Annotated in this window: 14 protein-coding genes; 4 read left to right on the top strand and 10 right to left on the bottom strand. The window is 37.9% G+C overall.

From position 1 onward, the window contains the following. Positions 1-159 precede the first annotated feature (159 nt). Entirely contained in the window at positions 160-606 is a 447-nt protein-coding gene (locus B9T33_RS14670; protein WP_086179628.1) for a GNAT family N-acetyltransferase, read from the top strand. 77 nt (positions 607-683) lie between these two features. Here B9T33_RS14670 and B9T33_RS14675 read toward each other — a convergent pair whose 3' ends face one another. From B9T33_RS14675 to B9T33_RS14705, 7 genes are all read right to left on the bottom strand, one after another. Then, positions 684-2,492, bottom strand: a complete 1,809-nt coding sequence (locus B9T33_RS14675) for a diguanylate cyclase (protein ID WP_228145844.1) — start codon at positions 2,490-2,492, stop codon at positions 684-686. A 187-nt stretch (positions 2,493-2,679) separates the two neighbouring features. Continuing rightward, the gene (locus B9T33_RS14680) at positions 2,680-3,018 is read right to left on the bottom strand and encodes an FKBP-type peptidyl-prolyl cis-trans isomerase (RefSeq protein WP_086179629.1); all 339 of its coding nucleotides are present in this window, start codon (positions 3,016-3,018) and stop codon (positions 2,680-2,682) included. 126 nt (positions 3,019-3,144) lie between these two features. Continuing rightward, on the bottom strand, positions 3,145-3,777 hold the full coding sequence (locus B9T33_RS14685; RefSeq protein WP_086179630.1) for an MgtC/SapB family protein: 633 nt from the start codon (positions 3,775-3,777) through the stop codon (positions 3,145-3,147). A gap of 199 nt (positions 3,778-3,976) precedes the next feature. Then, positions 3,977-4,507, bottom strand: a complete 531-nt coding sequence (locus B9T33_RS14690; RefSeq protein ID WP_086179631.1) for a YaeQ family protein — start codon at positions 4,505-4,507, stop codon at positions 3,977-3,979. A gap of 478 nt (positions 4,508-4,985) precedes the next feature. Continuing rightward, positions 4,986-5,459, bottom strand: a complete 474-nt coding sequence (locus tag B9T33_RS14695) for a DUF5071 domain-containing protein (RefSeq protein WP_086179632.1) — start codon at positions 5,457-5,459, stop codon at positions 4,986-4,988. A 43-nt stretch (positions 5,460-5,502) separates the two neighbouring features. Further along, a complete protein-coding gene (locus tag B9T33_RS14700; RefSeq protein ID WP_086179633.1) occupies positions 5,503-5,808 on the bottom strand; it encodes a hypothetical protein in 306 nt (101 codons plus the stop codon). A gap of 326 nt (positions 5,809-6,134) precedes the next feature. After that, the gene (locus B9T33_RS14705; RefSeq protein WP_086179634.1) at positions 6,135-7,142 is read right to left on the bottom strand and encodes a CobW family GTP-binding protein; all 1,008 of its coding nucleotides are present in this window, start codon (positions 7,140-7,142) and stop codon (positions 6,135-6,137) included. Positions 7,143-7,681: 539 nt separating this feature from the next. On the opposite strand from B9T33_RS14705, the gene B9T33_RS14710 reads away from it, so the two are divergent. Continuing rightward, the gene (locus B9T33_RS14710; protein WP_086179635.1) at positions 7,682-7,906 is read left to right on the top strand and encodes a hypothetical protein; all 225 of its coding nucleotides are present in this window, start codon (positions 7,682-7,684) and stop codon (positions 7,904-7,906) included. 343 nt (positions 7,907-8,249) lie between these two features. Next, on the top strand, positions 8,250-9,857 hold the full coding sequence (locus B9T33_RS14715; protein WP_086179636.1) for a bifunctional 3-(3-hydroxy-phenyl)propionate/3-hydroxycinnamic acid hydroxylase: 1,608 nt from the start codon (positions 8,250-8,252) through the stop codon (positions 9,855-9,857). A gap of 56 nt (positions 9,858-9,913) precedes the next feature. Here the strand turns inward: B9T33_RS14715 and B9T33_RS14720 are convergent, their stop codons facing one another. Continuing rightward, positions 9,914-10,522: a glutathione S-transferase family protein gene (locus B9T33_RS14720; RefSeq protein ID WP_086179658.1), complete on the bottom strand. Its 609-nt coding sequence runs from the start codon at positions 10,520-10,522 to the stop codon at positions 9,914-9,916. Between the two features lie 215 nt (positions 10,523-10,737). Between B9T33_RS14720 and B9T33_RS14725 the strand changes: the two genes are divergently transcribed. Then, entirely contained in the window at positions 10,738-11,658 is a 921-nt protein-coding gene (locus B9T33_RS14725) for a DUF4349 domain-containing protein (RefSeq protein ID WP_086179637.1), read from the top strand. 86 nt (positions 11,659-11,744) lie between these two features. On the opposite strand, the gene B9T33_RS14730 is transcribed toward B9T33_RS14725, so the two are convergent. Together B9T33_RS14730 and B9T33_RS14735 are read right to left on the bottom strand one after the other, a co-directional pair. Beyond that, complete coding sequence (locus B9T33_RS14730) at positions 11,745-12,638, bottom strand: LysR substrate-binding domain-containing protein (RefSeq protein ID WP_086179638.1); 894 nt, start codon at positions 12,636-12,638, stop codon at positions 11,745-11,747. Next, on the bottom strand, positions 12,638-13,849 hold the full coding sequence (locus B9T33_RS14735) for an MFS transporter (RefSeq protein ID WP_086179639.1): 1,212 nt from the start codon (positions 13,847-13,849) through the stop codon (positions 12,638-12,640). Before B9T33_RS14735 ends, B9T33_RS14730 begins: the two co-directional genes overlap by 1 nt. Positions 13,850-13,851 lie beyond the last annotated feature (2 nt).

The following is a 13,851-nucleotide window of genomic DNA, read 5'->3' on the forward strand; positions in this document are numbered from 1 at the left end:
TACAATTGTAAATTTTGAAACAAGATTGAAATGAAACATCAACCTAATGCTGCAAATACTTCAAAAAAACATAAAAAGCAACAATAAGCCTCTTTAAGGTCCGAGCATAATCGACTGAAATGGCAGGCTGTTGAAGTTTTTTATAAAAAGAACAATTTTATGATCCGCGAAGCACAGATTCAGGACATCCCTGAAATCATTCAAGTGATTCACAACAGCATTCGTTCATGTATCCAGGACCATCAACGCAATGAAAGTGTGATTCAAACATGGCTTGAAGAAGCCAATCATTCCAATATCATGATGTGGATGCTCTACAATGATAGTTGGGTCTATATCTATGATCACCGTGTCGTGGGCTTTCTCTTGGTCAGTGATGAAGGCAAAATTTTGCTAAATTACATTTGTCCAGAACGGCAGTATGAAGGGATTGGGAAAGCACTACTCATGTATATGCTGGAAATTGTACGAGAAAAAAATATCACTGAGATCAGTTTAGAAAGCACCCATACGGCCTTACCTTTTTATCAAAAGCATGGCTTTGTTTCGCAGGGTGAATTGGGTCTTGAAAATGATCAATTAAAACTGATCAAATCTTTGAACTAAATAGATTGAACACAACAAGTACTGCAAATTCGCAACTGCTTTCAATTCAAGAAATATCCATCGAATTATAATGACGTTTAATCACACGGTTTTATTTGATCACGACCGGCTTGTTTTGCCATGTAGAGATATTGGTCTGCATTTTTCATCAGTTCTTCTATATTTTCATAGTCATGCTGCTTATCCATCCAAGCCATGCCCATACTTAAAGTCACATATTCTTTGTGATCACCTCGATTTAAATGCTCAAGTTGGTCATTGCGAATCGCCTCTAATACTAACTGTAACTGCTCCTTCGCAATCGCGTAGGGGACGTCATGCATTAAGATGGCAAACTCTTCACCACCATAACGCGCCACATAGGCAGAGTCAGGTAACGTTTCATGCATAATTTGCACGATTCTTTGCAGGATGTAATCCCCCTTTAAATGTCCATAATGGTCGTTATAGTTTTTAAAATAATCAACATCTAACATGGCAAAAATTAAGGTTCGGTGACTATGAAAACGGATTTCAGTATATAAACGTTGAATTTCAGCATTCAGTGCACGTCGGTTAAATGCACCTGTTAATGCATCTATACGAATCTGTAATTCAAGTTTTTCATTGAGCGAATTTAATTGTTCAGTTCGTTCTTTGACTTTTTGATCGAGCGAGCTATTGAGTTCTAACAAGCTATTGTTCAATTTTTCAGTATGCATAGACTGCTGCGCATAGTGACGCGATTGCTGGAACATAATCAGCAGTGCATACAGACTGGTAGAAATGAAAGACAAATTGATCGTATCAATCAAATTCATCATCAATAAAAAATCATTTAAAAAGGTAAAACACAGAAAAATGACGGCGAATAAATTTACTCTTGAATATTCTTCATTCTTTTTCAAGGTTAAATAAAAACCGAATGCAAAGTTAATTAATACGGGTATGACATATACAAAACAATAGTTCGCCAAGGATTGGAAAACTTCAGGTTTAGAGACCAAAGTGACCGCAATATTGAGCGACAACAACAGCATTGCGATTTGATAATTGAGTTTACATAAATAGCGACAGCTTAATAAATGAATGTACGTTAAAAAGAAAATTGAAGATAAATAAGTAAATAAGTATTCTAAGCGTGTGCCCCATAACCAATTAATGTCGGTAAAAATCGTATAAGCATAAGGCGCAGAAAATAGATTGTGGAAAGCTAAAAACACAATAAATAAGCCAAAGACAAAGTTACTTCGACTATTGCGCCCTTTTAAACCACGAAATATTGAAAATAATAACGTAAATAAACCGACACCCAGTACTGCACCAGACACCAAACCAATGCTCATCATTTGCTGTTGGAATTGGCGGTTCACTGTTTTTGCAATACCAATTCGCATGGGATTTTCAAAACCACCATGCATTTGATTAAAACTTGAAGCCTGAATGGTTAGGGTAAAATATTCATCCTGGGCAACAAAATAGGCAATGCGTGGCGCATTCTCAGTTTTTTGTTCAGTTTCAGTTTTACCCACCCCCCCTAAACGGACAATCACATCCCCGTTCAGATATACACGATATGCTCCATATTGATTGGGAATTAATATGGCGATTCGGCGCCCAATAAAAGCTTTAGGTATTTGAAAATGAGCGGTAAAAGTGCCATAGCCTTGACTTTGACCTGTAATTTCTTTGAATGATGCGGGTAAAGTGACTTGCTGACCAACCAATACTGAGCTTGGTTCGGTTAAAAATTGATTGGGATAATACAGCCATTTCCCATGTAACAGGCTACTCGTATCTTCAGTAAAATAAATTTTATTCACTTCATTTTGATGTTGTAAATAAAATGATTTAGGTGCTGTTTCGTACTGCGCATGAGCAGTCGATAAACCGAGTATCAAACTCAATATGAGGACTAAAAAAGACCAAATCCAATTTTTGGTACTTGAAAAGTGAAAAAACAACGGTTCCTCATCCCTGCACAAAAGCTTGAGTAATTATTCTAATCTACGCAAAATAATACAAATTACCAAATATTATTTTTGCTAATTGATCAATAACATCCATGTCGATGATCTTCAATGATTAACTAAATTAATCGCGTGTTTTTACATCATATAATTCAATTTCAAAAATTAAATTTGAATTGGCTGGGATGATATTCCCCATTTTACGTTCACCATAAGCCAAATGTGACGGTACGATTAACTTACGTTTGCCACCCACTTTCATGCCAATGATCCCTTGATCCCAACCTTTGATCACACGACCTGTACCAATAACTGTTTCAAAGTAGTTGCCACGGTCTAATGAAGAGTCAAATTTAGTACCATCTTCCAACCAACCTGTGTAGTGAGTGGTAATTAATGCACCTTTAACTGCTTCTTTACCTTCACCAACCACTAAATCGATAATTTCTAATTCGTTCGACATCTGTATTTACCTCAATGAAACATATGCAAAATCGTATTATAAACAGCTAACCGTATTTTTAGCCCTTTCTTTTGATTGAACTGCAAGGCTATACCAAAAATAGGCTGCTCATAATCACAAATTGATTTAGAAGTTCAGCTCCATAATGTCCGAATCATTTAATAAATATCCCGTCAATTTGCTGTGGTTCTCTGCCGAGCCAATCAGTACCCATCGGCCCGTAATCTTCTGCTCAGTTTTATGCTGTGTATTGCGGATGACTTGCATGCCATAATGTCTAAATAGTTCTTCGTATTTATCCAGCGTTTCTTGCTGATACATGCATACAATACGGTAGGTACGCGCCTGATGCACATGCTCAATGCGCTCTTGTACATAGATCAGCATCACCAGCACAATCAGCACAATAAAGGTAGAAAACAAACTCAGCATGATATAACCCGCCCCAACGGCCATGCCGATGGCTGCGGTCATCCAAATCGTAGTGGCGGTAGTAATGCCCGAAATGCGGTTTTCATCTTTAAAGATCACGCCAGCGCCCAAAAAGCCGAGACCCGTTAAAATATTCGCGGCCAAGCGGTCGGGGTTTTCGACGCCAATTTTTAATGACAAGCTGGTAAATAGACAAGAACTGAGGCTGACCATAATCATGGTGCGTAAGCCTGCCGATTTGCTACGGTATTCACGTTCCGCACCAATAATTGCCCCTACACATAGGGCAATCAGCAAATGAATTAAATCAGAATAATCTGCATACATGCCGCATCCTTTGCTGTTTTTTATCCTGTTTTAGGTATACCTAGCTTTGGGACTTAGATGCAAGCTTTAGCCGTATTTTTATCTGGTTTTTTAATAGAATTATTATGAAAAAGCGCCGTACAAAATGTCGCAATTTTTCCTAAATGCAGTCTGCGCAGCTTAGAAAAAATTGCGACATCAGCTTAAAGGGATGAGCTAATTATTGTAGCTGTTCCCATTCGATCACAGCTTGAGCATTGTCACCAATCAATGTCCACTCACCGTCCATAACATTGAGTTGCAACTGCATGGTGCGTTCACACAGCGCTTGAATTGCTTCAGTCGTTGCCAAAGGCAATTTCCATACTTGTAGGTTTTTTAAGGTTTTGAGTTTGCTGTTGCGCTTATACCATTCATCAACAGCCGTGCCATAGGTCACGATTGCCACTTCACTGCAGCGTGCGCAGGCTTTTTTGACTTTGTCTTCATCTGGGCTGCCGACCTCGATCCATTTGACCAATTGACCCGTCAAATCTTTTTCCCACAATGCAGGCTCATCGGTTTCAAATAAGTCTTTGGTAAACTCCAACGCTTCATCAGCAAAACGTGCATAGGCCAAAATGCGCACCATCAAGCGTTCAATGGTTTCAGATGGATGGAGTGCCATTGTCAATTGATAGTCACCATATTGGTGAACATCCATATTGGCAATGTTCAAATCTGCTTTATAAATTGTAGCTTTAAGCGCCATGTCAGAAGTCCTCAAATTTGGCGCCTAGCATACCCGATTTAAACCGCCTTGACGCATTTTGGCGAAGTTTTTGCTTCGGTAGAAAAGTCAAAAATTTAATTGTGATAACAATATGGACAACAGCCTTAATCCAAGACAAAGCGAGTATAGGTATAAGTGCTGATTGTTATTTTAATGGCGACTGAATCAGACGAATAAATGAGCAGTGATTCCTGTCTTACGTAGACATTTCCATTTGGGGCTAAATCGGGATTTTTTAAGAGTTTTATGTTAAAAATATAACTTTTACGATGAAAAGCTCTTAATGTATCCTTATAAAATTCTAATAATGTGAGTAAATTTATGTGGGATACAGTCATTAATATATCTATATTTGATCATTGGCTTTCAGAAATAGAAGCTGATCAATGTAATACCCTGTGCTACAACAGCGCATTGAAAAATAATAGCTTAGATGAATATTAATGTGTATTTATTTTTAAAAATCAATATTACTACTAGCTAAAAACTCTTTACACAAAGATATTTCTTCAGTAAATTGGTTTTCCAAACCAACTCTATCATCTGATAAAAATACTAATAAAAAATAAATCCAATCACTATCATTAAGTTCAATAGCATTATGAATAACGTTAGAAAAACTTTTTTTTAAGATATTTATCTCTACTCCACATAAATATCCATATAGGACTCTAGATCCGGGCCAATTCAAATCCATAAAGCCTTCTAGTAACTGATCTAAATTTTTCTCAATTATTTCAATCGGTAAATAGGGGAGCATTATTGCAAAATTTTCCCATTCACACCTACTAGAAGGATTTATTAAATCAGAAAAATTTAGTTGATTGTTTCTTAATAGTTTCTTAATTTCAAACGACAACTCGATAATATCAAAAATATACATCCTATCTTTAGATATTTCTTCTAAAATACTTTCCTTAGTGACTATCATGGTTGCTATCCATTTTTGAGAAAATTAACCGATTTCTTTGATTCTATAACTTTCCCTTTAGTTTAGTTTCGTATAATCGCATTTTGTTAATAGACAGTTCAGGCATTTCGATAATAATATCCTCTTCATAGAAAAGATAACCATAAGGAATTCCTATTAAATCTATGCCACCAAGATATAGTATGCCTTTCCATAACTTATCTTTTTTTTCATTAGGTACTAGAGTTAATGAATCATTATCTGATGCTACTATTACCGAAAAAGCCCATACACTCGCTTCCTCTCGTGTCATTCGCTTTTGAAGCACGTCCTCAAATACTGATCTCACTTGATCTAATGTTACTTCCATATAATCAACTTCCAAAATGTATGATTATTTTTTAATTTACCTAAAATCAACATAATACACATTATACAAAATCACATTAATTTTTTAATATATTTCATAACATTACATTAATTCAAAAAACTCAGATCAACAAATTTTGGCTTTTAATCGCCGATCAGGTTTAACGCTGACTATTTATACAAAATTCCACGACTTTATGTAGCCTCATTGAACGCTCAATTAGAAAATTGTCCAAATCAAATAATAATTATTACCCTACTCGCTATTAATTCTACATATCAATAAGAAAGCTATAAGTTCACTATAAATAACCCTCCAAATGAGGCTTATTTTTGCTCTTGATCCACACGGCATTGCATCAATTGATTTTCAAATTCGAGCCATTCACGTTCAGTTTGATAGATAATTTCAACTCGATTATCTATCCCCTCTTCGCAGCTTTGATAATTGAACTGTTCAGGATTGAAATTAAAAGTTTTCCAACCTTGATTGGTATGAAAAATCCCTTTAATTCGTAGCCAATCTTTTTGCTCGCACAAAAGGTCGAGCAAATCAAAAAAATCAAAGACCCAACGTTTCGGCAATTTCCAACCTGCCACGCTATAGCCTTGTGCGGATTCTACATAATGATAAGGCAATTGTTTAATTTCGGTAAATACAGCTCCAGTTTGCTGTTGCTGTATTCTAAGTAAAGGCTGAATTTTGCGTGGACTGCCAATATAAGCTTGATCAATCTGCTTTAAATTAAGTTCACCATTTTCACTGTGTAACCACTGTTGCTGATAAGGCAAATAAGCCTGTTGCAAATTTTTAAGAGCTAAATGGTCTGCATCAGTCATGCTATCTGCATGTGAAACCACAATGATTTGAGCCGCTTTTAATTGATCTGCATACAGATTTTGTGCTGTCCAAGCTGAATCATGTAAGCGTGATCCATCTACCACTGTCACCAAGGCACGCATTAATAAATGTGGATGCCAATGTGGTTCGGTCAGCTGTTCTAATAATTGTCCAGGGTGTCCTAAACCGGTTGGTTCGATAAATAAACGATCAGGTTTTACCTCAGACAGCAATCGTGACAATGCTATTTGCATCGGCAATTGACTGCTACAACATAAGCAGCCACCCAACAATTCCTGCACAGCAAAACCTTCGTCTTGAGGCAACATTTGCTGATCCACACCAATTTGCCCAAATTCATTCATGAGCACTGCCCAAGTTTCAGTTTCGGGTTTCTGTAACAGCAACTTTTTCAGCAAGGTCGTTTTCCCTGCACCTAAAAAACCCGAAATAATATGAACAGGAATTGCACCATGTGCAGAGACTAATTTCAAAACAGACTCACTCAATGAAAAAGGCAAATTGTTACGAGCATCACCTTAATGATTTCAAATCTGCCCTGCAAGTTTTCCAACGAACTTTTCCAATGGCTTTCATTTTTCAGCAAATTAATGGCGAAAATTCATACCCGATATGCTGAGATACCCTATATTCATACATATCAGGACACACTTTTTTGACTTAAATGACCTGATTTAATACTGAGTATGCAATATCGAAAAATTTCCTTACATTTTGATCTAAATCAGTTCCTTCCATTTTCTTCATTTTTTCTTGATGTGTAATCTGTATGTAAAGAATGAATAAATAATGAAGCCGTGTAGCAGGCATTTTCTGTTTTTTTAGATGAATAATCTGCTAAATATTTACAGATTTAACACATTTAATCTTTCGATGTCGTATTCGAGTTAATCACTCTGTTTCACTTTGTTGCTCGCATTGATCCCTCAGTTTTCTCGCTTTAGCATGAGTTCTCTCCTGACGGATGTGATGTTCTTTCAGGTTTTAACTAAAATATATAAGGATGCTCAAAATGAAATTAACTCAAATTCTACTTGCTTCTACTTTGGCTGCTGCAGCTGCAACATCGTTTGCCGCAAGCAAAGATAAACAACAAGCGCCTGAACAAGAAAAAGTTGTCGTCAGCACGCAAGAACAACCAGCAACTGAAACCACTGCTGCTGAAGGTTCTACACCTGCACAACCTGCTTCAGAAGCGAATGCTGAAGGAACTGCACCTGCTCAGCCTGCACAATAATCCTCAGATCGCATACTCCACAAAAGTTAAATCGTTTTAGAACTGCTGCTCAACATTTTTCCCTCATACAAATGTTGTGCTAAATCGATTTAAACGCCGGGTCATTGAATCAATGATCCGGCTTTTTTTATGCAAAAGCTTCAAACAATAGTTAAAAATGATTGATAAATCACTCAAAAATATGGATGTTTTTTATATAAACATATATATATCAATAATATAAAACAAAACACAGCAAAAAACTAAGGAATTGAATTCATCGTTTCGACTTATGCATAGCTTGTTCAGTTCTACAAACTCATCCTTAATAGGGTCATATGTGAAAGTGATTGGATGTTTACGCATGAGCAATAAAGCAAATTACACAACGGAAGTTGCCATTCTAGGTGCTGGTCCTGTAGGTCTAACCATTGCGAACTATTTAAGTAAGCAAGGTGTACAAGTTACTGTGATCGAACAGCTTGATAGCTTAATCGACTACCCACGTGCGATTGGTATTGATGATGAATCATTACGTACAATCCAATCTTTGGGTTTAGTGGATCAAGTCTTACCACATACAACACCAAATCATGCAATGCGTTTCTTGACTCCAAAAGGTCGCTGCTTTGCAGACATTCAACCACTGACTCGTGAATTTGGTTTCTCTCGTCGTAACGCATTTATCCAACCACAAGTAGACAATGTCCTACTTCAAGGTTTAAGCCTATACGAAAAAACTCAAGTATTGTTTTCTCGTCAATTGTCTGAATTCCACCAAGATGCTAATGGTGTGACTTTAAATATTACAGACAAAGATGGCAATCCAGAAACGGTTAAAGCACAGTACTTAATCGCTTGTGATGGCGGTAACTCGATTGTACGCCGCACACTTAACATCGCCTTTGACGGTGAAACTGCACCAAATCAATGGATCGTTGTTGATATCGACAATGACCCATTAGCGACACCGCACATTTACCTATGCTGTGACCCAGTACGTCCATATGTATCTGCGGCACTTCCTCATGGTATTCGTCGTTTCGAGTTCATGGTGATGCCAGGTGAAACTCAAGAAGAACTCAGCAAACCAGAAAACATTGCAAAACTTCTTTCTAAAGTTCTACCAACTACAGATGGTATTGAAGTAATTCGCCAACGTGTTTATACACACAATGCGCGTATTGCAGACAAATTCCGTGTAGACCGTATTTTACTTGCTGGTGATGCTGCGCACATTATGCCGGTATGGCAAGGTCAGGGTTATAACAGCGGTATGCGTGATGCATTCAACCTTGCATGGAAAGTGGCATTGGTTGTACAAGGTAAAGCGGGTCCTGAATTACTCGACTCTTACCAAGTTGAACGTAAAGACCATGCAAAAGCAATGATCGACCTTTCTGTAATGGCGGGTCACGTGCTTGCACCACCGAAAAAATGGCAAGGTTTTGTTCGTGATGGTATCGCGTATGCATTGAACTACATCAAGCCAATTAAACAATACTTATTGGAAATGCGTTTTAAACCAATGCCAAAATATAACGATGGCGCATTGGTGAATAACGGCACGAAAGATTCTCCAGTGGGTAAAATGTTTATCCAGCCAAATGTTCAACTTGAATCAGGTGAAACTGTTTTACTTGATGAAGTGATTGGCAACGATTTTGCAATTTTAGCTTGGGGTGTAGATCCAAAATGGGGTCTATCTGAAGCGTCTATGCAAAAATGGCAAAAGCTCGGTGTGAAATTCATTCAAGTGATCCCTGCGGTTCAGCTTGGCAATGAAAAACGTACCAAGTATGACAACGTGATCACGATTGGCGATATCGGTACCGATATTCGTGGCTGGTTAGGTAAAACCAATGAATCTGTCGTGGTTTTACGTCCAGACCGTTTCGTAGCAGCGATTGCAATTCCACAAACTTTGGACAGCATCAGCCAACAATTGTTTGCGAAATTGCACGCAAAATAATGCTGTAATCAAATGAAAAAACCACGCTAAATACGTGGTTTTTTCTTTTCATTTGCTTAAACCGCCTGAAACCAATGTACATCTTTAACAGATTCACGTTGCTGTATACCTTGTATAAAAGGCTTGAACTCGTCTAAATATGGAATAATTTTAAAAGACATCGCATAGACCAGCCAATAAGCCAAATACAAATCGGCTGCGGTGATCTTCTCCCCCAATAAATATGGGTTGGCTCTACTTAATCCAATTTTTATAAAATCTAATAATAACTGCTCATTGCCAAAACTGAGTCCAGTTTTTTGTGCTTCCATTTGTTCAGCTGTGACTTTGACGCTTTTCATATCCATGTATTCAGTCAAAGGGCCATGACAGAAGAATAACCATTTCAAATATTCACCACGTTTCGGATCATTCAATGCGGGAGCAAAGCCCTTCTCGATATATTTATCAGTAAGATAAGCGAAAATCGCTGCTGTTTCAGTCACCACCGAATCACCATCGACCAAGCATGGTACTTTCCCCATTGGATTGATGTTTAAATATTCAGCCTCATGCATTTTTTCATAGGGTATTTCGATAATTTCAACCTGATCCACGATACCTAATTCTTTAAGCAAAGGTAGAATCGTGTTACTGCGAGATCGGGTATTGCTATATAACTTCATTGTTTTTAAATTCATTTTTTAGTCCACAGTTTATTTTTATCCATTTCAACTATACCTCTGTTTTTGTAGTGTTATGTTGCGATCAATTCATCGTTTCGTAGTTTCCGATACAATACTGCCAGCCAAAATAAGACTGACCTTTAATTTAAAATAAACCATTGATCATTCAAATACATACTACAACTCAATACTTTTAACTTTTGAGCCATACATAAATGAAAAAGACGATATTAATTCTTGCGATGAGCATGGTGCTGGTTTCAGGCTGCTCCAAAAAAACTGAAGAAATCGCAAGCGAAGCCAGCACATCCGCTCAAGATAGCATGACGGCTCAAACTGAAAGCGTAGCAAATAGTCCAGCAGAAAATGCTGATGTGAATGCCCCTTCGACCACGCCTGTGACCGAACAAAAACCTGACACCATTTTAAATGACCAAGTGAACCCTGCTGAAGCCTCACGCAGAATGGTGCGTGAAGCCAATGTGAATTTCGAGTCCAAAGATGTTGTAAAAACAGCACTTGAGATTGAAAAACTCAGCTTAGAGTCGGGTGGTTTTTTAGAACAAAAAAATATCGACTTCGTGGTCCGTGAAAGCACGTCGCATCCAATTGCCGATGGCAAAATTCGCATCTTTGAAAAAGTTGAACCACAAGCAGAAATGATTGTGCGTATTCCAAGTGAAAAAGCAGCTCATTTTGTCAATCAATTGCTGCCACTGATGCACTTTTTAAACCGACAACAGTACAGTGCCAAACGCTATGAATTAAAACTGCTGGAAGAAAAAATTGGGCAGACGCAGGCGATTCCTAATAATGTTGCCTCGGCACAAATGAGCGAAATATCTCGTTTAACCCGTTTAGAGGTTCAAGACCGCGTGCGTTATAGCACCATCGTGATCGCATTCACTCAACCGACGACGGTGCGTGAGCATCAGGACATTAACTTAGACGCCGTTGCTCAGCTGAATGGCGACAGTTTCTGGCAGCGTGCATGGTACGGTATCCAACAAGGCTGGCAATTTGTTTTAAGCTTAGTGGTGGTATTAATTACCATATGGCCACTGTATTTAATCCTATTAATTGGCTTCTTGGCATATCGCGGTCTGAAGCCCTATTGGAATAAATGGTTCAAATAAGCTTTAAGCAGTAAATCCGCAATAAAAAATCCCAATGTCGAAACATTGGGATTTTTTTTAAAATTAATGCTTTGATCCAGCCATGCTTAGAAAAAGCCCATATAGAACTGTTCTTTTAAAACTTTTAAAATCAACTCAATCGCTTCATTTTTACGATCTTTGCGGTAGCTTGCGTACAAACCAATATTCGGTAAGGGTTCAACAGTACTTTTCACCACGATTTTATCGCCAAGTAAAGGAATCACATATGACGGTACCAAGCTCCAGCCTACACCCATACCGACCAAATTGACATTCAGTAGAATATTGGTTGAATGCTGCACCAAATTAACATTTAATTTATTTTGCTTAAAAAACTCTTGAACGATGCGATGTAATTCAGGTGATGAATGTTCATCACTGATAATAAAATCTTGATTATTCATGCTTTTAATGCTGATATGACGTTGTTCAGCCAGCGGTGAATTCTTGGGTACAATCAATGCAAGGGGTTCTGAAAAAATCTGTACAGCTTCAATTTCAGGGCTTTCTTCAATATAGCGAGTAAATGCTATATCAATCTCCCCTTTACGTACCGCTGCGATTTGATCAATATCCATCAAACTATGAAAATGAATTTTTAGCTCAGGAAATTGCGCACGAATATTTGGCATGATGTACGGAAATACCTTCATTTCCGCCACAGGAACAAAACCTATATTCAATTGCTCTTTGCTCAGTTGAGCTATTTGCCTTGCATCCATAATCGCTTTTTCAGCATGCTCCAAACTTAAGCGTGCCTCTTTTAAAAAAGCCACGCCTTCTGTAGTCAACTCCACTTTGCGATTTGTACGCATCAGGAGTTGTACGCCAACTTCTTGTTCTAAGTCTTTAATTTGCTGACTTAAAGAAGGCTGAACCGTACACATGCGCTGTGCAGCCTTGGTAAAATTCAGTTCTTCAGCAACCGCAATAAAGTATCGTAGATGTCGTAATTCCATTATTCAGCTCCCAAAGCACTGCGTTTAAGTTTTTTTGCCACTAAGCTGCGATAAACCCACAAAGTGAACACCACCATGACTGCACAAAATATATAAGTTACTTGAAACCCCATCCAAGCGATGAATAGCCCCATAATGACTGAGCCAACAGCTAAGCCAATATCAAACAAGGCAAAGAAGGTAGAAATTGCATGCCCCATGCGTGCTTTTTCGACGGATTGAATCGCCACTGTTTGCAAGCATGGAAACACCGAACCATAACCAATGCCCATAAATACTGCCGAGATCCACAACACCCATTCATTGCTTAAAAAGCTCACAATCACAAGACCAATTGCGAAAAAAATAAAGGATGGATAAATCACAGCATTTGGACCTTTACTATCATAGATTTTACCGACCCACGGTCGAACTATAAGCATCGACACAGCAAAAACGATAAAGAATGCACCAGTATAAGTAAGTAAATGCTTCACTTCTGCATATGCGGTGATGAAACTCATTACACTGGAATATGCAAATGCTGTCAGCAAGCCAATCAATCCGATCGCCAATACTTTTGTTTCTATCACATCATGAAATTGAATCGATTTTTTGGGAACAGTCAAATCTATAACTGTCGCATGTGAAATGGCATGTTCTTGAATTTGAATCAACCATGTAAAGATGTACCCCACCGCAACGATACAAGCCAATAATGCGAACAGCATTTTAAAACTCGTAAATTGAATGACGGTTAAAGCGAGGAATGGACCAATGACCACGCCTAAATTGGTCGACATGACAAAGTAGCCCATGCCCGATCCTTTACGCTCATCTGGAATGTAATCATTCACAATCGGCACATTTGCAGTAGTCAAGATGCTGAACCAAAATCCATGAATAAAACGAATCAATAACAATGACCACATGCTATCAATCCAGATATGGCTAAAAGCAAACAATACAAAAATGAAGCCTGCGATTCTGACCGAACGTGCTTTACCAACACGTTCAATGATCATGCCTGAAAATGGTCGAATAGAAATAGAGGACACTAAGAATAGAGTCAAAGCCATGCCGGCTTGTTGCACCGATCCACCCAAATCTTTCATGATATAGATGGGTAAAATGGTCAATAAGGCAAAATAATAGGTAAATAAAAATAGATTATTGCATAAGCAAAAAATAAATGACCTATTCCAAAGCTGTATGTTTTGCGTTGTCGTCATCA

The organism is Acinetobacter sp. ANC 5054, from assembly GCF_002135295.1.
In the GTDB taxonomy this organism is placed as follows: domain Bacteria; phylum Pseudomonadota; class Gammaproteobacteria; order Pseudomonadales; family Moraxellaceae; genus Acinetobacter.